Genomic DNA, 20455 nt, shown 5'->3' on the forward strand with positions numbered 1-20455 from the left:
CGGCCGAGGGCGGTCGACTGGGGCACGCCCCCAAGTCGAGTGTGCGCCGGACCGTAGCGGGTGCTTTTCGGTGCCTTCCTCCGTGGCGCTCACCGGCCGGCGTGGCGTTCAAGGTAGATGGAGGTGAACACGGCGACTTTGGCGCGCAGAGCCCAGGGGTCGAACGGCTTGCTGATGTAGTCGACCGCGCCGGCTGCGTACCCGCGGGCGGAGTGTTCCGGGTCCACGCCCATCGCTGTCAGGAAGATGATGGGCACGTCGCGGGTCCGGGGTCGGCGCTTGATGTGCGCGCACGTTTCGTACCCGTCCATCTCCGGCATCTGCACGTCCATGATGATGACCGCGAAGTCGTCATGATCGAGCAGCGCCTTGAGGGCCTCCCGCCCGGAGGAGACGGTGACGAGGCCCTGGTCGAGTGTCTCCAGTACGGCCCTCATCGCGAGCAGGTTGTCCGCCTGGTCGTCGACGATCAAGATCTTGGGCATGTCCTGGGGTTCGGAGGCGACGGCTGGCAGGGCGGTCGCGGGCTGCTCGACGGCATCCAGCTGTCGTTCGAGCAGATGACAGCGTGCCTCTGCGGCGGCGCGCTGTTCTCGCGCCTGGTGGAGTTCCGTCCCCAGCCGTGACACTTCGGCCGCCAGGGCGTTGCGTTCCTCCAGGAGGTCGGAGACGTCAGGGTGGGCCGCTGCGAGCTTGTCCGCCCGCTCCCGCTCGGCGCTCCAGTCGGCCTCCAGCTGGTTGAGGCGCACTTCCAGGTCGGCGATACGGTGCGTGCGGTCCAGCAGCGCGTCGCCCAGCACGTCGCCGCGGACACTGGAACGCCGGGAGACCCGGTCGGCGTCGGCCAGCTGCTGCTCCAGGATCTCCACCGCGTGCTTGGGAGAGGAACTTGCGTCGACCGCCGACCCGTACAGCCCACGTACGAACTCGATGGCCTCGGCGGTGACGGCGGTACCGCGATGCGCGGCGAGATCCGCGAACAGGTCCGTGATCACTTTCCACGGGGGTAAGCGGGTTCCGTTCAGATAGCGCGAGAACGTCCCGGGATCACGCTCACGCGAAACCGCGTACCGCCGCACGGACACCCCCATCCCCTCGAACAGCTTCCGCAACGCTTGGGCGAGAGCCCGGGACGTTTCTGGAAGGTCGTCCCCCAGCGGTCGAAGTTCACCCATGGCCTTCTCCCTCCCCGGCGCTGACACCCGAGCCCCTGCGGTCCTGGCTCCCGTCGGGCTCGGCAGCGATGAGGCGGTCGAAGAACGACACCGCCAACCCCGCGGCGGCGAGGCCGGCGAGGACACTGCGTGGCATTCCCTCGCCCGCGAACGCGGTCAAGATGCCCGCCGTCGCGCCGACGAGCAGGGCGAGCAGGAACACCAAGGTCGTTCTCAGTGACAGCAGCGGCCGGTCCACCGAGGTCTCCATCCATCCAACCCGTCGCAGAACGACGGGACTTGTCGCCTGTCCAGCGGATCGCAGGAAGGTGACACACAGGATGGTGGGCCGCAGCGCCGTTGCGCCTCGTGATCAGGGAAGAAGCGCAACGATGTCCCCTGTTGCTGCCGCTCCCTGCCTCCCAATACGCCCGTTCTCGCTGATCAGAGGAGATCTGGCCGCAACCGTTGCCACGCTGTTGCGCTGCAACACTGCTGCTGTCCGATTGGCGCTGTGAGTACCCGTGCCGTCCCTGCGACGGGAGACGGCCGCACATTGGCGCCGCTCCGGTTTTGCCACGTGGGTACCCGAAGAAGGCTCCGCAGGAGGCCCATGCGGTCCTGCTGTTGGCTGAGCCTTGGCCGAGCGTGCTGGCGCGGGGCCGGAGCGCCTCCCAACGGGCTGAGGCGTGCTGTGTGCCGATTGCGAAGGGGCTCACCCGCCACGGCCTCCGTCACGCGCACAGCACGATCATGGAAGAGCTCAGAACCCCGCCGAAGCTCATGGACGAGCGCATGGGGCACCTCGACGGCTCGGTGTCGGCAAGGTACTCCCACGTGACCAGGGGCATGCGTAAGCGGTTGCTCGCCGGGCTGACAGAACTGTGGGAGGCGTCCTTGGAGGCTCGGCGGGCGATGTGCCCGCGGTCTCCGGTCGCCGTCCTCGACCGGCTGCTTCGGACGTAGCAGCAGCGGTTGTCCAGGCAAGTAAGAGAGGCCCGGTCCTTGGAGGATCAGGCCCCTCTTTCGTTAAGAGCCCGAGTCGGAAGCCGGCTGCACGGGGAAGGTGTAGAAGGGCATTCTCCGGTAGATGGAGAGCGCGGGATCATCAGCCGCGACCCGGAAAGGCACGAGCGGAGACAGGATCCAGGTGCCCAACTTCCGTTCCTCGCGTGCGAGCCAGCGCGCCTGATGGAGCATTCCGCCGCCCACCCCTGCCACTGCAAGACCGGCTGGTATGCCTGTGTTGTAGGCGATGAACAAGCCCAGAGTGAGAGCGATCACCACGGGAGGAGTCAGGTGCCGGAAGGCACGCTCGAAGGTCTTCCCACGCGCTATCACCGGTGACCCGTAAGGCATCGGTACGGCTTCGTCGAGCCGTGTCCGGTACCACGCACGGCGGGGCCCGGCGAACCACGCGAAGGGCAGACCGAAGATCAGCGCCGCCAGTATGGCGATGCCGGAACTGCCGAATCTCTCTGCGCTGCCAAACAGGGCGGGCAGTGAACTGATCGATCCCGCCAGCAGTGCGAGTGAGGCAAGAGAGCGAGTTGCGGCAACCGCTCCCACCAGGGGAGGCCGAGTACTCATGCAGCCCTTCTATCTGATGTCCGATATTGCGTGGCTTAGTAGCCATTGGGTGGTGGCCCCTCGGCGGTGCGGGACGTCCCCATCCACGAACCTCTGAGGGGTGCTGCTGTCCGGGGCCGGTGCGAGGTGCGTTGCTGGGCGTCCTGGAAGGGTGGAGGGGTGCTGTCTGGGGAGGGATCTCAAGATCTTCTCCCCAGATTTCTCCCGAGGAGCCTCCGGAAACCACTCAGGGGCCTGATCCACTGTGTGGATCAGGCCCCTGACCTGGTGTTTCAGCTGTCGGGGTGGCGGGATTTGAACCCACGACCTCTTCGTCCCGAAGCAACTCGATTAACCGCTCGGGCTCTGGTTCATGTGCTGTTGACCTGCAGCGGATATCCGCGGACGTCCGTGCTCGTACGCCGTTGTGTGCTGCGGTTGTCACGCAGTTAGACACTCATGGTCCCGTCTCGCGAAGTGGCGTAGGGTTCCGCGCTGATCGGGCTCAACTTCCCTGTGCGGCAGTGAGCTTCCTGCCTGTCATCCTGCATGCCACTGTGGTGGGATGGCGAACCACTTTGAGGTTCGCATCATTGATGGACGCGTAGTCGCGGAGCCCGGGGTCAGGTCCCCGGCCTGCGTCGTGGGCAGCTTCTCGCGGCACCGATCCGGGCGGTGGTCTCGGCCTCGATGAGTTCCTGCAGGATCTGCTGGGCGAGAGTCCTGATCAACTCGACTCCGTCCGCCATGCGCAGTGACTCCAAAAGCTGGAGTAGGTCATGCTGGGACAAGGTCACCGCGCCACGTATCTCAATGAGTCTCTCTGCTCGGAGAGTTGCGCGATGGACGCCTCATGGCCAGGGGCTATACGGAGATCACTGCTACACCACTCGGAGGGACACCATCTAGGTCACTCGAATGCCCACCCCGGACTGCGCCGCGGGCGTGCAGGTGCTGAGCTGGATGCACAGGACCCAAGAATGGAGCCGGACGATGCCTAGCTCGTATGAAACTTCGCTGACAGCCCGAAACCGTAATGCCGCAGGCCGTAACGGAGTCCGTGTGCATCTCGGAATCGCGGGGCTCGCTACCAAGAGCGGCGGCCACGAGATCATTCAAGATCAGTCATTCCAGTTCGAGCTGCCGGGCGTGTTCGACCTGCAGCACATCCATAGGGCGCGAAACGACCTCCGCGTTCTCCACGACATCTTTGCCCGCTACCCCGGCGCCATGGCCGACCTGCACAATGCGACAGTCAGAGGTGATCGCAATGCTGCGGTGCGAATCGCGCGCAACGTCGGTCTCACTGAGGAGGAATTTCAAGCCAGCGAGGGAGGGTTTTGGTGGTATATCGCTGGGGCGGCGGTAGTGATCGCGGCTGTGGTGATCGCCGGATCTTGCCAGTCTGATTCGGGCCCTTATGGGCCAGGACCGGAAGAAGCACCGGACGCAGGCGCGGACGCAGGCGCGGACGCACATCCGGAATAGAAAGTATTCCCACAGAGTCAGACCACGCCCAGGGAGACAAGGCCTTGGGAAACCCTCCCCATGAAAGGTTGTTCAGCCGTGGCATCAAGTGTCGATGGGCTAGTGACGGTAAACGTAACAGGCGGGTTGCCGGACGATGTCATGAGAAGCATCTCGGACACGGTACGCCAAGCTGTTCTGGCGCGCGTGGCAGAACTCGATCTCACGCCGCCTCTGCATGAAGTCCAGGTTCCTGTCGAGTCGGCCGAGCTGGAAAGTGGATTGACCTCTGATCCAGACGCAGTCGGCGTTCCATCGTTGATCCCGCCAATTCGATGGGGTGTGGTTCTGGCTCCGGAGGAACTTGAGTGAACCAGCCCGACGAAAAGTCCACTTGCCCCAGTAGTACATGCACCACTGGAAATCGACTTTTGGGCATCGTGAAGCCGGACGGTACCGTGGCGGCGCTCCGCACGCCTCTCGAGATCGATGAGGAATTCGTTGCCAGAGCGGCAGCTGGGGGCCGCCGTGCGGCAGAGTCCAGGTTTCGTTTCGCGGGTTCCTGCGTGGGCTCAGCATGTCAGCATTGGAGCGGCACCCGGTGCAGAGTCGCGGACCTTGTCGCTCGCATCGGTGAGGCCCGCGATGCGACAACTGGTCTATTTCCATGCGCTGTTCGCTCGTCATGCCAGTGGTGGAGACAGACAGGTCCTTCGGCCTGTCGAGCGTGTCCGCTGATCGTGCACACTCCGCCAGGCTCTTCCCTCGGAAGCGGCAACTCTGCCGTCCGGCCTCACGGTTCACCCGAAACCGATGCCGCAGCTTCTTGACGCACCGCTGCAGTTGGTTCCGAATGCGACTGTTCGTGCCTGGGGGATCGCTACGGACAGGATTCCGAAGTCTGGTTCGAGCTGAAGGCTCTCTTGCCGCGGCGCGGGCGGCGCCCTAACGTCAAAACTGATGCACTGTCAGGTTGGTGTTGTCCGCGGCGACCGCGAGGGGGATCCTTTGGCTACCGGTGATGGCGGCTGCCGGGCCTTGCCTCGGATCATCAGCGTCGATGATCACGTGATTGAGCCAGCTCACCTCTTCGAGACGTGGCTCCCGAGCAAGTACCGCGACAGGGGGCCGAAGCCGCTCACCGCCGGCATCGGCGAGCTGCGGTACGTCGGCGGTAAGTACCTCTTCACCACGGATCCGGACGGCGAGATCACCGACTGGTGGGAGTACGACGGGAAGATCTTCCCGTACAAGCGCGTCATCGCCGCCGTCGGGTTCTCCCGTGACGAGATGACCCTCGACGGCATCACCCGTGAGCAGATGCGGCGCGGCTGCTGGGACCCAAAGGCCCGGCTGGAGGACATGGACCTCAACCACGTGGAGGCGTCCCTCTGCTTCCCGACCTTCCCGCGGTTCTGCGGGCAGACCTTCGCCGAGGCGCAGGACAAGGAGGTCGCGCTCGCCTGCGTGCGGGCCTACAACGACTGGATGGTCGAGGAGTGGTGCGGGGACAGCGGCGGCCGTCTGATTCCCCTGTGCCTGATCCCGCTGTGGGATGTGGAGCTCGCGGTCGCTGAGATCAACCGGAACGCAGCCCGCGGGGTGCGGGCGGTGACCTTCAGCGAGATCCCGACGTACCTCGGGCTGCCGTCGATCCACTGCGGCCACTGGGATCCATTCTTCGCGGCCTGCGAGGAGACTGGCACGGTGGTGAACATGCACATCGGGTCCTCGTCGCAGATGCCGGCCGCTTCGCCCGACGCCCCTCCCGCCGTTCAGGCGTCGCTGAGCTTCAATAACGCGATGGCATCGATGATGGACTTCCTCTTCTCCGGCGTCCTGGTGAAGTTCCCCCGCCTCAAACTCGCCTACAGCGAGGGCCAGATGGGATGGATCCCGTACGCCCTGGAGCGCGCCGACGACGTGTGGCGGGAGCATCGCGCATGGGGCGGTGTCAAGGAGCTGATCCCGGAGCCCCCGTCGACGTACTACTACCGGCAGGTCTTCTGCTGCTTCTTCCGCGACAAGCACGGCATCGCATCGATCGATACCGTGGGGGTCGACAACGCCACCTTCGAGACCGACTACCCGCATGTCGACTCGACTTGGCCGCACACGAAGGACGTGGCTGCCGAACACGTCGCCGGTCTGCCCGAAGAAGCGGCGTACAAGATCCTTCGCGGGAACGCGATCCGGATGCTCGACCTGTCCTTTGACGAGCACCGAAAGTCCGTGACCGCGGGCTGACGCGTTTGAGAGGCACCCTGTGCGCGGCCGCGCCCTCGACGTAGGGTTCGAATAGGACCCGGGGAGGGGCGATCGGTTGGATAGCCATGTCGGAGAGGCTCTGGCCTCTCTTGGCCACTGGTACGTGCGTTACGCACCCGGCCCGTTCGGTAAGGAACCGCTGGCTGCGGGACTGAATGCCCGATTGCGCGATCGCCCTCGTCGTCGTGTCGTCTGCTCCCGAGCAGGGGACCGTTTCGTCCTCGACACTCGGGATCTGATCCAGCGGTACATCTACCTGTTCGGGGTGTGGGAGCCGCACATGACGGCCTGGCTGCAACGCAGACTGCGGCCTGGGGACACGTTCGTCGACGTCGGGGCGAACATCGGGTACTTCAGCCTGCTCGCCGCCGGCCTCGTCGGCGGTGAAGGCCGGGTAGTGGCGATCGAGGCGTCACCGATGTTCCACCAGATCCTTCGGCGACACGTTCAACTCAACGGCCGTGACAATGTCCGCGCGGTTAACGTCGCCGTGTCCGACAAGCGGGAGCGGCTGGAGCTTGTCCTCGCCAGCAACCGCAATCTTGGGGCGAGCAGCATCGTCCCGTACGACGGCCCAGCCGTCTCTGTCTTCGACGTTGAAGCCCGCCCGCTAACGGAGATTCTCGACCCTGCGGAGATCGCCACCGCCAGAGTGATCAAGATTGACGTAGAAGGCGCGGAGGGCGGTGTCGTTCGGGGCCTGGCCCCCTTGCTCGACAAGCTCCGGCCCGACGCGGAGATCACTGTCGAAGTGACGCCGGACCGCATGGCGAAGCTGGGTGACTCCGTCGAAGAGCTGCTGAACACTATGCAGCAAAGCGGCTTCCATATGTACCGACTCGCCAATGACTACGCGCCTGAGAGCTACCCGGCGGCACAATACGGCCGCCCTGCGGTCCCCGTTCGCTGGCGCGGCCCCGTCGTGGCGGAGAGCGACTTGGTCTTCTCCCGGGTCGATGCCGAGGTACTGCCCTGAACACGCCTCTGCCCGGCTCTGATCACCAGAGCCGGGCAGAGGCATGTTCAGGGATGCTTCACCAACGGATAATCCGCTGGGGACCGCGGGCGCACACCGGGCACTTGACCCGGCAGGTCCAGCGGCAGGTCTCGCAGCCGGCGAAGCCGCAGCAGTCCGGGCACCACACTGTTCCGAATCCGGTGCAGCGCCCGCAGTACCCTTCTAATCCCTCCTCCGTCTTCCGGGCCTTCCTTGGAGCAGTCATTCGAGGGGCTGAGCTGGTCGCCCCTGATCCGCTTCCCTCGGCCACGTGGCGCGAGCCCTTGTGGGCAATCGAGACCCTCGGCAGTCGGCGACGCGCAGGACCTCGTGCAGCGATCCGAGCGCTTGCTTGAGCGCGTACCGGAGCTCGGAGACGTCGGCCTTCGTGTCGTCGAGCACAGCCTCGCAGCCCCTCAGCACAGATGCGCCGATCTGCATCTGTGATTTCTCCATTTCGTCGGCGAACTTCGCCACGGAGCCGGGGTCGAGCGTCCCCAAGAAGCTCGGAGTCCCGTCAGGCTTGTCCCAAGGAAGCCGCTGGAGGGGAGTGTCGGCCGTGTGGGTGTAGATGGCTTCGGTGCTGTCGCCAGGAAGGACCAGGAAGGCGCCCTCCACGACACGGCCGTATGCGTCGAAGGAAGTGCGCTCCATGGCGACCACGGGTGCGTTGAGCGGGATCTGAAGAAGCTGCGCTTCTTCAGCGGTGGGAACCCGGGCGATGATGCGCTCGGTTGTGGCCTCTACGTACACCCCGGCGTGGGAGAGCATCACTCGAACGTCATCACCCCAGGGGGAGACGGCCGCCGTGGGGGCGGGGAGGACCGCCACACCGCACGGGACATATACCCGAGCCAGCGTCTGAGGCGAATCCTCTTTGCGGCTGAGGTAGACGTATTCGGTTAGCGGGGCCCCAGTTGGTGTGTGCAGGGTCTCCGACAGAGCGGCGGAAGCCTCTACCTTGCGGGTGTCGACGCTCACTTCCAGTGTCACCTCGACACAGGCCTGCTCGGATGTCGTGTGCCTGTCGCCGACGTACGCGATCCGCGGGCCCCGCCAGCGGACGAAATTCCCCCGGCCGTGGAATTTGTCCACCATTCCTTCGGCCTGGAGCAATTCGAGCGCCCTCCTCACGGTGGGCGCGCCGACCCGGTACTGGGTGGCTAGCGCGGTTTCTGCTGGCAGTTGCGTGCCCATCTCCAGTTCTCCGGATTCGATGCGGTTCCGAAGATCGGCTGCGATTCGCTGGTACTGCGTGTGGATGCTCATCGATTGATCACCGCCTCCCGGTGATGTGCTCGACGGATGGGCGGGATGTGCAGGTGGGGGCGGACCGGGGCATCTGCGCGCGCCAACGCCCCGGTGAAGTGCGGGCAGATCAGCAGCACTCGGTGACGGGGCCGGTGCCAAAGACGGGCGCGTTCCTCGCCGGTGAGCATGAACGGGCGCACCACGGGCTGATTTACGAGGGAAGGAACAACTTCTTCCCAGTGTCGAGTTTCCGAGAGCGGGTGTGTGTGCGGTGCCTTTGGTGCCATCGGGATCTCGGTCGGCGGCTTCGTCGACGTGTGCTGCCGATGGCGTCCGGCGGGGGGAGCTAACTGCCTTCTAGCCCAAGAGGCGGCTCGGCGGATAAAGTCAACCACTGTGATCAGCTCCTCGTAGCTGGTGGCCGCGCCCCCGGACAGTGCTCGCTGTCGCGGGGGTTTCTGTTGACACAGGCCCAAGCGGTGCGGCCGCTTCTGCTGCCGGAGACGGACCCCCACCAGTCCGCGGCGACGAGAGCCGATAAGAGCTCCCACCACGCCTCGACAGGGGCCTGGTCCGGCACTTCCGTCTCGATGTGCGTGTAGGCGTCGTGATCAGTCACGCGCGGGGTGAAGCCTGCGGCGGAGAGCCGTGCAGCGATGGCCTTGACTCGGGCTTCGGGCGTGCACAACGCGGTCCTCCGTCGCCTGCGATCACGGGCGTGCATCAGTCCCTAGATCCAGAGCTGGGCGCCCAGCTGTAATCTAGGCGCCCAGACTAGACCTGGGAGCCTAGATTTTCCATATGCGTGAGCAGTCACCTCATCTCCAGTTCGCCGATGTGCTCCGGGAGCGCATCGAGAGTCAGGAGTGGGCACCGGGCGACCGCCTGCCCTCCCGCGCCCAGTTGGCGGAGGAATACGGCGTGACCGACGGAGTCGTTCGCCGCGCGCAGGAGGTGCTGATCGAGCAGGGCGTGCTGGAAGGCCGCGCTGGCTCAGGGACTTACGTCGCGCAGCGGCGCGAGCGCGTGCGTATCACTCGCTCGCAGCATCGAGAGCGGACTGACGGGTCACCGTTTGCCGCGGACGTGGCGGAGGCGGGCAAGCGGGCGACCTGGGAGAGCCGTACGGACGGCATGGTGCCCGCGCCGCCGGACATTGCCGCACGCCTCGGTATCGTCGAAGGGGAGTACTGCGTTCGCAGCGCGTACGAGTTCTTGGCTGACGACAAGCCAGTGAAAATCTCGACGAGTTGGGAGCCGTACAGCATCACGGCCGGCTCCCTGGTCATGCTGCCCGAGGCTGGGCCGCTGGCCGGCAAGGGCGTGGTCCGGCGCATGGCCGACATCGGCATCAAGGTCACCCGCGCCGTGGAGCGGCCGGAGCCAGGACATGCGAATGCCGAGGAGGCACACCTCCTCGGCATTCAGCGCGGGTCGCTTGTGACGCGGATCCAGCGGACGTACTACAGCGACGATGGCCGCCCGGTCGAGACGGCGGACATCGTGGTGCCCGCCGCCCTCGGTGAGATCGTCTACGAGGTACCGATCAACCCGTAGCGGGGTACTGCCAGCGGTAGTACGACAGTGCGCGGGCCCGCGCTTCCACGACGGCCATTCGCACGTCGCGCTCGGAGGCGTCCGTGTGAGCCGCCTGCCCCGTCGCCTGGCCCTCCCACTTGCGGTAGAGGAGACCCACCTCGCGCGTGAAGTAGCCGCGGCTCACGGCGTCCAGGGCGAGTAGAAGCCCGGTGTCCTCCGAGGCCGGAAGCGCCATCCAGCCGCCCAGGGCGAGCAGCAAGTCGCGGCGGACGAAGAGCGTCGCCGGGTGCACCTGGGCGCGGAAGCTGTTCGCTCGCCAGTGCTCAAGCACTGCGCCCCGCTCGATCGGCCCGTCCTCCGGGTCCTGGTCGAAGCCGACCGTGGAGCCGTCCGGCATCAAATCCAGGACGCGGGACGTGGTCCAGCCGAGGCTGTGATCGCTTTCGAGGACGGCCAGGTCGCGGGCAAGTGCACCGGGAGGAAGCTGGTCGTCAGCGTCCAGGATCTTGACGTACTCGCCATCAGCGTGAGCGAGGGCCAAGGTCCGGGCGACGCCGGGACCACCAGGCCGACCCTGCCGGAAGGTCACCCGCTTGTCGTCGGGGACGTGCGGGGCGACCGCGTCGGTCTTCCCGTCTTCCTGGATCACCCAGTGCCACTCCCAGCCTTCCGGGAGCTCCTGCTCGCAGAGGGACTTGAAGGCGTCCTTCAGGTGATGAGCGGACGGTGCGTGGACAGCAGTGACGATGATGATGCGCCGCACGGCGTCACCACCTTTCCAGAGGAGTGGTAAAGACCATTTCCGTGCGGTCGCCGGGCAACGTGATGTCGGAGATCTCCACGGGACGGTTGTCGGTGTCGTACGAGGTCTTCCGGAGCAGGATCACCGCTGTGCCGGGCGTCAGTTCCAGCTCCTCTGCCTCTTCGGGCGTCGGCGGGCGGGCGGTGACGCGCTCTTCGATGCGGTCCAGCTCGATTCCCACGGTGTGCAGCTGGTTCTGCGTGCCGCCGGGCCACGGCTCGTTGTCGGCATCCAGGAGAGCCGGGTTCTCCGCGACCATGTCGCGAACGAGGTACGAGGTCACCAAGGCGAAGGGGGCTCGCTCGGCTGCATATCGCGTGCGGTAGGAGCGCTCGATCAAGACGGAACCTTCCGGCACCCCGAAGGCCTCCGCGACGTCCTTGCTCGCCTTGATCTCGCGGTAGGCGGCGTGGAAGACGAGATCGTTCACCTGAAGGCCGGTGTCGTGCTCCGTGGCACCGGTGGAAGCCCGGCGGTCCTCCGGCTCGCGAGCGCGGTCCTTCTCCCACTGATGCCGGGTGTTGGTGCGCAGCACCGCTGTACGGGACCGGCGGACGAAGTTGCCGCGCCCCTGCTGCTTCTCGATCAGCCCCTCGTCCCGAAGGAGCCGGAGCGCGTCACGGATGGTCGGGACGCTGCGCCCATACCGCTCCGCGAGCGCGGTCTCCGAGGGCAGGCGCTCGCCAGGCGTGAGCTGACCTGCGCGGATGGACTGGCGGAGATCATCCGCGATCTTTTCGTACGCGTTCGCCATGGTGCTCACCGATCTGTTGCCTGACCGCGCTCAGCATACGACTCCTAAAGAGGACTTGACGAGTTGGCGAGACTCACGTCATAGTTGGGACCCAACTCCTAAAGAGGAGTTAAGGAGTTGACCTCCTTAGGAGTTGCGGCGCCCGGAGGGCCCCCGGAGACGGGAACCGAAGGCAGCGTCCGTTTCTTGAGAACTGCAGAGAATGCCTGGACGAACGAACGAGTGTTTTTGATCCCGGCGCGGCCACCTGGTCGGCGCCGGAGGTCATGGCTACTCGTCTCGAACGAATGGCCCCCGGCGCCACCCCGGGGCGGGTCTTCGTACCCCGCCCCGGGCCTCCTGCCTCCGCTCCCGAAGGGGAATCCATGAAGCTGGCAATCGGCGACGTCGTCCGAGGTCGCGACGAAACGGACCTCGGCGTCGTGGCCGGCATCGTCGACCATGGCAGCGCCAAGCTCGTCATGATCGAAGGGCCTGGCGGAACTCGTCGGCTCGCGGCACCGCGCACGCTCGTACTCGCTGCTCGGCACGTCGAGCCGACGACCACGGGCCAGAGCATCCTTGCTCTGATCGCTGTTGGTGTCGCCCTGTTCGCCGCCTACGTCGGCTGCCGGTCCGCTCGGGATCTCGGTGCCGACTGGCTGCTGACAGTCCTGTCCGGCATGGGCGGTTCCACCGCGGTGATGACCGTCCACCAGTGCTGGGGCTTTCTCACCGGGCCGCGGCGCTTCCGGGTCTGACCTCGTAGTGTCCGGCAGTCCGCGCTGATCAGCGGCTGCACCGAAGCGACCGTCTTCAGATCCTTCGGGTTCAACGAAGCCCGACCAGCAAGCCGCGCTCTCGTCACGTTCTATACGTCGGGCCCGGCCGCTGCTTTGGCGGGTAGGGCCAGGCCCGACTTCCCTCCAGTTCAGGAAGGAAGTGCCAGTGAAGCACGAAGCCGACAGCGAGTCCGCTCGCGATCACCCCGACCACTCGGAAGGTGACGTGGTCGACCTCGGCAAGCGCCGGTTAGAGCACCATGCCGTCGAGTCCGACCCCTCCGACTCCGGCAACCCGGAAGCAGTCATCCATGTCGACCGCCCCGGCCAGCCGCCGGGCCTCGGGCTGGTGGATCGGGTGCGCAGCGCGAAACGGCGTCCGGTCGTTCCGACTTGGGCGAAGTCGCAGCAGGAGTTCAGAGCGGCGGGCAAGGGCATTGCCGAGTACGCGTGGCACGTGGCCGCGTACCACGCGGTACGTACGCCCTGGTACACCTCCCGCCTCGTACTCCAAGCACCCCAGGGCGGGGCGCGGTTCGTCGGCGGCGCGCTGCGGTGGGTGGCGGACGCAGAGGGGGAGCCGCTCCGGCAGTCCGCGGCAACCGCCGGGGACATCGACGACTATCTGAAGCTCTCCCGGCAGAGGGACCGCCGGGTGCGCTGGCGGACAGCCGTCACGGTCGCCGCCTCGGTGGTCGGGCTCGTCACCGCGTTGTCGCTGTACATCCTGGCTCCGGCATGGCTGCTCGCACTGTGCGGCTCCGTCGTGACGATGGCCCTGGGATGGCTGGGACAACCCGCCGACGCCCCGGTCATCCGCAGAGCCGTGGAGATCCCCAAGGCGCAGAAGCTCACCAGCGACATCGTCCTACGTGCCCTCGGCTCGCTCGGCATCGCTGCCATCAACCAGGCCCAGAGCAAGGGCGGGAGCGGCTTCTCCTTCACTGCTCCCATCACCCGCGACGGGGCCGGCTGGAGGGCGGAAGGCGACCTCCCGTACGGCGTGACCGTCACGGACGTGATCGACAAGCGGGACAAGCTCGCCTCCGGACTTCGCCGCCCACTCGGCTGCGTGTGGCCCGAGGCGGTCCCGGAGGAGCACACGGGGCGCTTGGTGCTGTGGGTCGGGGACGAGGACATGTCCAAGGCGAAGAAGCCCACGTGGCCGTTGATCAAGGGTGGCACGGTCGACCTGTTCAAGCCCGCGGCGTACGGGACGGATCAACGCGGGCGCTGGGTGGACGTCACCTTGATGTACGTCTCCGGCATCATCGGCGCCATCCCGCGCATGGGGAAGACGTACCTGCTCCGCCAACTCCTGCTGATCGCATCGCTGGATCCGCGCGCGGAGCTGCATGTGTTCGACATGAAGGGCACCGGCGACCTGGGCCCGCTGGAGCGTGTGGCGCACAGCTACCGGGCCGGTGAAGACGACGAGGACATCCTCTACGCGCTGCGTGACCTACGAGCGCTGCGGGCTGAGCTCCGACGTCGCGCCGAAGTGATCCGCAACTTGCCACGGGACATCTGCCCGGAGTCCAAGGTGACCAGCGACCTCGCCAGCATGAAGGGCTTGGGGCTGCATCCGATCGTGGCGGGCGCGGATGAGTGCCAGAAGTGGTTCGAGCACCCTGAGTACGGCAAAGAGCTCGAGGAGATCTGCACCGACCTGGTGAAGCGCGGGCCTGCCTTGGCCATCACGCTCCTACTCTCCACTCAGCGCCCGGATGCGAAGTCGCTGCCCACCGGGATCTCCGCCAACGCCTCCAGCCGCTGGTGCCTGAAGGTCATGGGGCAGTTGGAGAACGACATGGTCCTCGGCACCTCGGCGTACAGGCGTGGCGTCCGCGCCACCATGTTCGCGTGGGGCGACAAGGGCATCCACTACTTCGTGGGTGAGGGAGCCGACGCCCGCATCGTTGCCGCTGCCGAGATCAACGCGCCCACGGCCGACGTGATCTCCCTTCGCGCCTACAAGCTCCGCAAGGCGGCCGGCACGCTCTCCGGACACGCCCTCGGCGAGGAGCCCGAGGCCAATTCGCCGTTGTACGACTTGCTGCGGGACATCGCCGCGGTCGTTCCCGCCAAGGAGTCCAAGGCGTGGAACGAGGTGGTGGTCGCCCGGCTCGCCGAACTCCGGCCGGAGGTCTACGCCGGGTGGGCGGCCGAACAACTGACGTCGGCACTGCGGCCGTACGGCATTCGCACCGTGCAGATGTGGGGCACCACCGAGGACGGCAAAGGCGCGAACCGACGCGGGATCCGGCGCGCTGACATCGCCAAGGCGATCGCGGAACGTGACGGAACAGCCGGGGTCGCATAGCCGATCCCGCCGCTAGACCTAGCGGGTACCCCCGCTAGGTCTAGCACCCCCGCTAGCAGCCAAAGGCCCTTCTGACCTGCTGCCTAGTGCCTAGCGGCGCTCCGCGCGCACCCCCTGAATCCTGCTCTGAGAGGGGTTTCGATGACCTCCCTGCTCAACGCTATGCCCGGCCTCATATTCATCGCTCTCTGCTACGCCTGTCTCTGCGCCGCGAGCCCGTTCGGAGCGTGCCGCAAGTGCAAGGGCTGGGGCTTCGCGATGCGCCAGACCCGGACCGGGCGGCTCAAGCGCGGCCGGGACTGCCGCCGTTGCGACGGCTACGGCAAGCGCCTCCGCATCGGCCGTCGCCTCTACAACGCGACCGTCCGCCTCCACCGCGAAGGCACCCGCTGACCCTCACGAGGAGCCTCTCCCATGTCGTTCTCGATCTCCGCCCTCGCCTTTTTCGGCCTCCTCCTGGCCATGCTCATCCGCTCGAAGTCCGTCGGCCTCGGCGCGGCCGCCGTCGCGGTGCTCTTCGGCTACTACCTCAGCCGGACCGGCGCCACCACGTCCATCGATCAGGTCATGTCCGCGATCGGGGGAGCCATTCCCAGCTTCGGCAAGTGACCCCCGGGGGTCGTGCTCCAACTCCCTTCAACCACAGACTGACTTCGACCCGAGAGGAATCTCCATGTCCCACCAGTGCACTTCCGCCCCGCGCATTTCGCTGATGGCCTCCGGAGAGCTCCGGGACGCCCTCACGGCGATCAAGGAAGGCAAGGGCCCGGCGGCCGTCGCCGCGCTGATGGCCATCGATCCCCGCTCGTGGCAGGCGATCGAGCAGCGGCTCACCGCTCTCGTGGGCAGCGACCTCCGCGCGCTGCTGTTCACCGCGGCCGCTGACACCGACGCTGCGGCGGCGACTGCGGGTTGACGGTCCCCCGTGCGGTCCCGACTCCTGAGGGCCGGGACCGGGCGGAGGGCCGGACAACCCGCCCTGCACTTCCTGTTCACCTCTGGAGAGAGCCAGTGATGCCCAACACCACCGATCCCGCCGTCGCGTACGCGGGTGCCCCCAGCATCCTCATGGAGATGAGCTGGGTGATTAGCCAGAGCGCCCCCTCCGCCGAGTGGGAGCAGGGCCGCGAATTCTGGCTCCGCAAGGCCGCGATGCTCGACCGCATGGCGATCAAGGAGGCGGCCATGTACGTCCCGGGGGTGGCCACCGGGATCGTCGAGAGCGCCGCCCAGGCGGCGCGAGCGCTGGTCGAGTACGACGTCGAGCACTCCGGCCTGAGCCTCAAAGGCGCTGAGCTCATCACCGACGAGGACCACCGCGAGTACGTCCGCCACCAGTACCACGAGTGGCTCCATGCGCAGTGCGCCTGATCTCACCCGGGGCAGCGGCCAACCCGTCAAAGCAGTCCGCTGCCCCGGCCTCCCCATCCCTTCGAGGAAAGAGGAGACCACCATCATGACAGCTGGGGCCTCACGGTCGCCCGAACAAGTCACATCGGCCGGCCCCCTGCTCTATCGCGTAACGGAGGCCATGAGGGTTCTCGGTCTTGGCCGGACCGCCATCTATGACCTCATCCGCACGGGGCGTATCCGCTCCGTCAAACAAGGGCGTAGTCGACTCATCCCCGCATCTGCCCTCGTCGACTACGTCGTGCTTCTGGAGCGCGAGGCAGGAGAAGAGCAGTGACCAAACGCCGTAGCAGGGGAGACGGTGGTCTTCACTGGGACGCCAAACGGCGGCGCTGGATCGCCACTGTCAGCTTGGGCTTCGACCCGAGCGGCAAGCGGATCGTGAAGCGCGGCAGTGGCAAGACCAAGACCGAGGCGAAGGACAAGCTGAAAGAAGTTCTTCGGGACCACGAGGACGGTCTTGCCATCGCGCCCTCGGGTTACACCGTCAAGAATGCCGTGGATGACTGGCTGGAGTACGGGCTGGCCGGGCGGGACAAAGCCACCTTGGACGCGTGCACGAATCTCAGTCGCACGCACGTGATCCCGTCCCTCGGTGCGCGAAAGCTTCGCGACTTGAGCGCGGAAGACGTGGACAAGTGGCTGGCCGCCAAAGCCAAGTTGCTCAGTACGCGCACCTTGCAGGGCATTCACTCGTGCCTGAATCGCGCGGTCAAGCGGGCGATGGCGCGGGACAAAGTGAAGCGCAACGTGGTGGAGCTGTGCTCTGTACCGAAGGGCCAGCCGGGGCGGCCGTCGAAAGCGCTGACGTTCGCTCAGGCTGAGGCCGTCCTCGGCGCGGCCGCGGGCACCTCCATGCACGCGTACATCGTGCTGGCACTGCTCACCGGTGCTCGTACGGAGGAGCTTCGGGCACTCACGTGGGATCACGTCTTCTTTGAGGGGGAGCCCGATGCAAAGCCGCCCGTGCCACCCCACATCGCTGTGTGGCGGTCCGTCCGTTCCAGCGGGGACACCAAGACCCGAAAGTCTCGGCGCACGCTCGCGCTCCCGGCCCGCTGTGTGGACGCACTCTGGCAGCACTGGGAAGACCAGGGGTGGGATCGGCTGGCCGCAGGGGACGAGTGGGAGGAGAACGGGCTCGTCTTCCCGTCGGCCGTCGGCAAGGAGCTCGACTCCGCGAATGTACGGAGAGCTTTTCGCCAGGCGATAGACAAGGCAGAGGGGGTAGAGGCGAAGGAGTGGACGCCGCGTGAGCTACGTCATAGCTTCGTCTCGCTGCTGTCGGACAAGGGTGTCCCGCTCGAAGAGATCTCGCGGCTGGTGGGGCACTCCGGGACGGCCGTAACGGAGGAGGTCTACCGGAAGCAGATCCGGCCCGTGATCCAGACAGGGGCGGTCGTGATGGACGCCATCTTCAAGGAAGATCCAGAGCGGTAGTCACGCAGTTAGTCACGCACTACAGGTCAGGCCCGGTTTCTCGTGAAAGAAACCGGGCCTGACCTGGTACTGCTCTGTCGGGGTGGCGGGATTTGAACCCACGACCTCTTCGTCCCGAACGAAGCGCGCTGCCAAGCTGCGCTACACCCCGATGTGCTTCGGATTCCCGTTTTCGCAGGTCTCCGGCGCAACGAGCTCTACTTTAGCGGACCGGAGCCCAGAGACGAAATCCGATTCCCGGGGGTGCGCAGGTGGGGGCGGACGCGGTCGAGGAGGACGAGGGTGAGGGCCAGTGCGTAGAAGGCCAGGCCGAAGACGACGGCATTGGTGGCGATGCCCGCGTAGCCGTGGAGGCCGACGTCCAGGAAGGGGTACGGGTAGCGGCCCTCGGTGCCGGGGTCGAGGAAGGCGCCGCGGATCAGGGCGAAGGGAAGGTAGAGGAAGGGGTAGGCCAGCCACTGCCAGGCGTGGCGCAGGAGGAAGCCGCCGGGCGCGGTGAGGAGGAGCCAGTCGAGGGCGGCCGCGACGGGGGTCACGGTGTGCAGGAGCTGGTTGGCGATCGATTCGAGGGGCGTGCGCTCGCTGGTCATGGAGAAGCCGCTGGAGTCGTTCGACAGCACGAAGTGGAAGACGAGCCCCGTGATGGAGATGTAGAGCAGTGCTCCGCCCGTGATCCGTGGGGAGAGGGCTGGGCGCGCGGTCCAGGCGCGGTGGGCGGACCAGGCGAAGGCGATCGCGACCATGATGTTGGACTGGATCGTGAAGTAGCTGAAGAGGCGGCCCAGGTCGGTGGAATCGATCGCGTCCAGGACGATGCCGGTGAGCGCGGCCAGGGCCACGAGCGCGCGGAAGGCCGCCGCGATGGGGCGGCGGCCCGTCGGGACGACGGCGGACGCGGGGACGGCCGCCGAGGCGGGCCGGAAGGCCCGGGCGGTGGAGGAGGTCGGGTCGAGCATCCCTCCACCGTACGGGTCGGCTCCGGAGAACCTCCTGGGTCAGTCGCGGTCTCGGGGGGCGAGGGTGAGCAGGGTGACCTCCGGGGGGCAGGCGAAGCGGACCGGGGTGTAGCGGTTGGTGCCGCAGCCCGCCGAGACGTGGAGGTAGGAGCGGTGGCCGCCGGCCCGGTGGGTGGAGAGGCCCTTGACCCGCTGGGCGTCGATGTCGCAGTTGGTGACCAGCGCGCCGTAGAAGGGGACGCAGAGCTGGCCGCCGTGGGTGTGACCGGCGAGGATCAGGGGGTACCGGTCGGCGGTGAAGGCGTCGAGGACCCGCAGGTACGGGGCGTGCACCACGGCCATGGAGAAGTCGGCGTCCTCGCGGGGGCCGCCGGTCACCTCCGCGTAGCGGTCGCGCTTGATGTGCGGGTCGTCCAGCCCGGTGAGCGCGATGTCATAGCCGTCGATCTTGAGGCTGCCGCGGGTGTTGGTGAGGTTCACCCAGCCCGCGGAGTCGAAGCCGTCGCGCAGCTCCTCCCAGGGGTTGTGGATCACGCCGACGGCCGGGGCGTTGCCGTTGAGGCCGTGGCGGCCTGAGGCCCGCTCCAGCAGATAGCGCGCGGGGTTGCGCAGCTTGGGGCCGTAGTAGTCGTTCGACCCGAAGACGTACGCGCCCGGGAACTCCATCAGTGGCCCGAGGGCGTCGAGCGTCTCCGGCACGCCCTCCGGGTCGGAGAGGTTGTCCCCGGTGTTGATCACGAAGTCCGGGCGGAGCCCGGCCAGGGACTGGAGCCAGCGCTGCTTCTTGCGCTGGCCGCCGACCATGTGGATGTCGGAGACCTGGAGCACCCGCAGCGGCCGCATCCCCGGCGGCAGGACGGGCACGGTGACCCGTCGCAGGCGGAAGGAACGGACCTCGAAGCCGGCCGCGTAGGCGAGGGCGGTGGCTCCTACGGCCGTGATTCCCAGGGGTACTCCATATCGAGCGCGCATAAGTCCATGGTCGCAGACGTCGCGCATGCGTTTGGCTCCGCGGAGGCGATATCCGGGTCGCGTAGGGGAGTTGTGCCCCACAGGCCCGGTTCTTCCCCGGGCATGCCCCCGGACATGCCCCGGACATGTCCATGGGTGGCACCGCCGCGCGGAGGCGCCGCCGGCGTTAATGCGGGGCGCCCCGCGCCGCCGGGTGGGAGGATTGCGGCATGACCACGCTCAAGGCCAAGCTTCACGACGACCTCACGACCGCCATCAAGGCGCGTGACGAACTGCGCTCCTCCACCCTCCGCCTCACTCTCTCCGCCATCGCCTACGAGGAGACCGCGGGCAAGACCGCCCGTGAGCTCTCCGACGACGAGGTCCTGAAGGTGATCACGCGCGAGGCGAAGAAGCGCCGTGAGGCCGCGGACGCGTTCGACAAGGGCGGCCGGGCCGACTCCGCGGAGCGGGAGCGCGCGGAGGGCGAGGTGCTCGCCGACTACCTGCCCAAGCAGCTGTCCGACGAGGAGCTGGTCGCGATCGTCGCGGAGGCCGTCGCCGAGGCGAAGGCGGGCGGTGCCGAGGGGCCGAGAGCCATGGGCGCCGTCATGAAGATCGTGAACCCGAAGGTGGCCGGGCGGGCGGACGGCAGCCGCGTCGCCGCCGAGGTCAAGCGACTGCTCGCGGGCTGAAACGCCTGACAGGCCGTACAGCCGTACACACGCGCAGGGGCGCCCGGACCGTCATCGGTCCGCTCGGTCCGCAACTTCGGACAGATCTGGGTCAGCGGCCGCGCGGGCGGCGAGGAAC

Annotated in this window: 21 protein-coding genes, 1 tRNA gene and 2 pseudogenes; 14 read left to right on the top strand and 10 right to left on the bottom strand. The window is 66.9% G+C overall.

Features of this window, described 5'->3' with window-relative positions; translation table 11 throughout:
- Window positions 1-89 precede the first annotated feature (89 nt).
- The gene (locus ACWD4A_RS27680; RefSeq protein ID WP_451198065.1) at window positions 90-1175 is read right to left on the bottom strand and encodes a response regulator; all 1086 of its coding nucleotides are present in this window, start codon (window positions 1173-1175) and stop codon (window positions 90-92) included.
- A complete protein-coding gene (locus tag ACWD4A_RS27685) occupies window positions 1168-1425 on the bottom strand; it encodes a hypothetical protein (RefSeq protein WP_451198067.1) in 258 nt (85 codons plus the stop codon). The genes ACWD4A_RS27680 and ACWD4A_RS27685 overlap by 8 nt, the downstream gene beginning before the upstream one ends.
- A gap of 271 nt (window positions 1426-1696) precedes the next feature.
- Here ACWD4A_RS27685 and ACWD4A_RS27690 point away from each other — a divergent pair.
- Window positions 1697-2120 (top strand): annotated as a pseudogene (locus ACWD4A_RS27690) (LacI family transcriptional regulator); the annotation flags it as partial.
- 63 nt (window positions 2121-2183) lie between these two features.
- Here the strand turns inward: ACWD4A_RS27690 and ACWD4A_RS27695 are convergent.
- Window positions 2184-2744 carry a hypothetical protein gene (locus ACWD4A_RS27695; protein ID WP_451198068.1) on the bottom strand — a complete coding sequence of 187 codons (561 nt, stop codon included), beginning with the start codon at window positions 2742-2744 and terminating at the stop codon, window positions 2184-2186.
- Window positions 2745-3382: 638 nt separating this feature from the next.
- A pseudogene (locus tag ACWD4A_RS27700) lies at window positions 3383-3520 on the bottom strand (IS256 family transposase); the annotation flags it as partial.
- Window positions 3521-3785: 265 nt separating this feature from the next.
- Between ACWD4A_RS27700 and ACWD4A_RS27705 the strand changes: the two are divergent.
- The 3 genes from ACWD4A_RS27705 to ACWD4A_RS27715 all read left to right on the top strand — a co-directional run bounded on the left by ACWD4A_RS27705 (window position 3786) and on the right by ACWD4A_RS27715 (window position 7434).
- Window positions 3786-4211, top strand: a complete 426-nt coding sequence (locus ACWD4A_RS27705) for a hypothetical protein (RefSeq protein ID WP_451198069.1) — start codon at window positions 3786-3788, stop codon at window positions 4209-4211.
- 939 nt (window positions 4212-5150) lie between these two features.
- Entirely contained in the window at window positions 5151-6437 is a 1287-nt protein-coding gene (locus ACWD4A_RS27710) for an amidohydrolase family protein (RefSeq protein ID WP_451198070.1), read from the top strand.
- Between the two features lie 76 nt (window positions 6438-6513).
- Entirely contained in the window at window positions 6514-7434 is a 921-nt protein-coding gene (locus ACWD4A_RS27715) for an FkbM family methyltransferase (RefSeq protein WP_451198072.1), read from the top strand.
- A 243-nt stretch (window positions 7435-7677) separates the two neighbouring features.
- On the opposite strand, the gene ACWD4A_RS27720 is transcribed toward ACWD4A_RS27715, so the two are convergent.
- Entirely contained in the window at window positions 7678-8724 is a 1047-nt protein-coding gene (locus ACWD4A_RS27720; RefSeq protein WP_451198073.1) for a GntR family transcriptional regulator, read from the bottom strand.
- A gap of 783 nt (window positions 8725-9507) precedes the next feature.
- Here ACWD4A_RS27720 and ACWD4A_RS27725 point away from each other — a divergent pair.
- Window positions 9508-10263 (top strand): GntR family transcriptional regulator, encoded by a 756-nt coding sequence (locus ACWD4A_RS27725; protein ID WP_451198075.1) that lies wholly within the window; start codon window positions 9508-9510, stop codon window positions 10261-10263.
- Here the strand turns inward: ACWD4A_RS27725 and ACWD4A_RS27730 are convergent.
- Both ACWD4A_RS27730 and ACWD4A_RS27735 read right to left on the bottom strand, forming a co-directional pair.
- The gene (locus ACWD4A_RS27730; protein WP_451198076.1) at window positions 10253-11008 is read right to left on the bottom strand and encodes a glycosyltransferase family 2 protein; all 756 of its coding nucleotides are present in this window, start codon (window positions 11006-11008) and stop codon (window positions 10253-10255) included. The genes ACWD4A_RS27725 and ACWD4A_RS27730 overlap by 11 nt on opposite strands.
- 4 nt (window positions 11009-11012) lie before the next feature.
- Window positions 11013-11801 (bottom strand): GntR family transcriptional regulator, encoded by a 789-nt coding sequence (locus ACWD4A_RS27735; RefSeq protein ID WP_451198096.1) that lies wholly within the window; start codon window positions 11799-11801, stop codon window positions 11013-11015.
- 365 nt (window positions 11802-12166) lie between these two features.
- Between ACWD4A_RS27735 and ACWD4A_RS27740 the strand changes: the two genes are divergently transcribed.
- From ACWD4A_RS27740 to ACWD4A_RS27775, 8 genes are all read left to right on the top strand, one after another.
- Window positions 12167-12541, top strand: a complete 375-nt coding sequence (locus tag ACWD4A_RS27740; RefSeq protein ID WP_451198077.1) for a hypothetical protein — start codon at window positions 12167-12169, stop codon at window positions 12539-12541.
- A gap of 187 nt (window positions 12542-12728) precedes the next feature.
- Window positions 12729-14885 (top strand): cell division protein FtsK, encoded by a 2157-nt coding sequence (locus ACWD4A_RS27745; protein ID WP_451198079.1) that lies wholly within the window; start codon window positions 12729-12731, stop codon window positions 14883-14885.
- Window positions 14886-15026: 141 nt separating this feature from the next.
- Complete coding sequence (locus ACWD4A_RS27750; protein ID WP_451198080.1) at window positions 15027-15278, top strand: hypothetical protein; 252 nt, start codon at window positions 15027-15029, stop codon at window positions 15276-15278.
- Between the two features lie 21 nt (window positions 15279-15299).
- Entirely contained in the window at window positions 15300-15494 is a 195-nt protein-coding gene (locus ACWD4A_RS27755; protein ID WP_451198082.1) for a hypothetical protein, read from the top strand.
- 64 nt (window positions 15495-15558) lie between these two features.
- The gene (locus ACWD4A_RS27760) at window positions 15559-15801 is read left to right on the top strand and encodes a hypothetical protein (RefSeq protein WP_451198084.1); all 243 of its coding nucleotides are present in this window, start codon (window positions 15559-15561) and stop codon (window positions 15799-15801) included.
- Between the two features lie 98 nt (window positions 15802-15899).
- Window positions 15900-16256, top strand: coding sequence for a hypothetical protein (locus tag ACWD4A_RS27765; RefSeq protein WP_451198085.1), 357 nt, complete (start codon window positions 15900-15902; stop codon window positions 16254-16256).
- An 85-nt stretch (window positions 16257-16341) separates the two neighbouring features.
- Window positions 16342-16572 (top strand): helix-turn-helix domain-containing protein, encoded by a 231-nt coding sequence (locus ACWD4A_RS27770; protein WP_451198086.1) that lies wholly within the window; start codon window positions 16342-16344, stop codon window positions 16570-16572.
- Window positions 16569-17735 (top strand): site-specific integrase, encoded by a 1167-nt coding sequence (locus ACWD4A_RS27775; protein ID WP_451198088.1) that lies wholly within the window; start codon window positions 16569-16571, stop codon window positions 17733-17735. The genes ACWD4A_RS27770 and ACWD4A_RS27775 overlap by 4 nt, the downstream gene beginning before the upstream one ends.
- Before the next feature lie 77 nt (window positions 17736-17812).
- On the opposite strand, the gene ACWD4A_RS27780 is transcribed toward ACWD4A_RS27775, so the two are convergent.
- The 3 genes from ACWD4A_RS27780 to ACWD4A_RS27790 all read right to left on the bottom strand — a co-directional run bounded on the left by ACWD4A_RS27780 (window position 17813) and on the right by ACWD4A_RS27790 (window position 19663).
- A tRNA-Pro gene (locus ACWD4A_RS27780) sits at window positions 17813-17886 on the bottom strand.
- A gap of 46 nt (window positions 17887-17932) precedes the next feature.
- Window positions 17933-18691 (bottom strand): Pr6Pr family membrane protein, encoded by a 759-nt coding sequence (locus tag ACWD4A_RS27785; protein ID WP_451198090.1) that lies wholly within the window; start codon window positions 18689-18691, stop codon window positions 17933-17935.
- 39 nt (window positions 18692-18730) lie between these two features.
- Window positions 18731-19663 (bottom strand): metallophosphoesterase, encoded by a 933-nt coding sequence (locus tag ACWD4A_RS27790; protein WP_451198092.1) that lies wholly within the window; start codon window positions 19661-19663, stop codon window positions 18731-18733.
- A 209-nt stretch (window positions 19664-19872) separates the two neighbouring features.
- Here ACWD4A_RS27790 and ACWD4A_RS27795 point away from each other — a divergent pair, with 209 nt between their 5' ends.
- Entirely contained in the window at window positions 19873-20337 is a 465-nt protein-coding gene (locus ACWD4A_RS27795; protein ID WP_451198094.1) for a GatB/YqeY domain-containing protein, read from the top strand.
- Window positions 20338-20455: the final 118 nt, after the last annotated feature.

This window comes from Streptomyces sp. NPDC002537 (assembly GCF_053594975.1).

Coding starts and splice junctions, on each gene's coding strand:
- ACWD4A_RS27680 (WP_451198065.1), bottom strand. CDS start 1,175: ATGGGTGAACTTCGACCGCTGGGGGACGACCTTCCAGAAACGTCCCGG.
- ACWD4A_RS27685 (WP_451198067.1), bottom strand. CDS start 1,425: ATGGAGACCTCGGTGGACCGGCCGCTGCTGTCACTGAGAACGACCTTG.
- ACWD4A_RS27695 (WP_451198068.1), bottom strand. CDS start 2,744: ATGAGTACTCGGCCTCCCCTGGTGGGAGCGGTTGCCGCAACTCGCTCT.
- ACWD4A_RS27710 (WP_451198070.1), top strand. CDS start 5,151: ATGCACTGTCAGGTTGGTGTTGTCCGCGGCGACCGCGAGGGGGATCCT.
- ACWD4A_RS27720 (WP_451198073.1), bottom strand. CDS start 8,724: ATGAGCATCCACACGCAGTACCAGCGAATCGCAGCCGATCTTCGGAAC.
- ACWD4A_RS27725 (WP_451198075.1), top strand. CDS start 9,508: ATGCGTGAGCAGTCACCTCATCTCCAGTTCGCCGATGTGCTCCGGGAG.
- ACWD4A_RS27735 (WP_451198096.1), bottom strand. CDS start 11,801: ATGGCGAACGCGTACGAAAAGATCGCGGATGATCTCCGCCAGTCCATC.
- ACWD4A_RS27740 (WP_451198077.1), top strand. CDS start 12,167: ATGAAGCTGGCAATCGGCGACGTCGTCCGAGGTCGCGACGAAACGGAC.
- ACWD4A_RS27750 (WP_451198080.1), top strand. CDS start 15,027: ATGACCTCCCTGCTCAACGCTATGCCCGGCCTCATATTCATCGCTCTC.
- ACWD4A_RS27755 (WP_451198082.1), top strand. CDS start 15,300: ATGTCGTTCTCGATCTCCGCCCTCGCCTTTTTCGGCCTCCTCCTGGCC.
- ACWD4A_RS27760 (WP_451198084.1), top strand. CDS start 15,559: ATGTCCCACCAGTGCACTTCCGCCCCGCGCATTTCGCTGATGGCCTCC.
- ACWD4A_RS27765 (WP_451198085.1), top strand. CDS start 15,900: ATGCCCAACACCACCGATCCCGCCGTCGCGTACGCGGGTGCCCCCAGC.
- ACWD4A_RS27770 (WP_451198086.1), top strand. CDS start 16,342: ATGACAGCTGGGGCCTCACGGTCGCCCGAACAAGTCACATCGGCCGGC.
- ACWD4A_RS27785 (WP_451198090.1), bottom strand. CDS start 18,691: ATGCTCGACCCGACCTCCTCCACCGCCCGGGCCTTCCGGCCCGCCTCG.
- ACWD4A_RS27790 (WP_451198092.1), bottom strand. CDS start 19,663: ATGCGCGCTCGATATGGAGTACCCCTGGGAATCACGGCCGTAGGAGCC.
- ACWD4A_RS27795 (WP_451198094.1), top strand. CDS start 19,873: ATGACCACGCTCAAGGCCAAGCTTCACGACGACCTCACGACCGCCATC.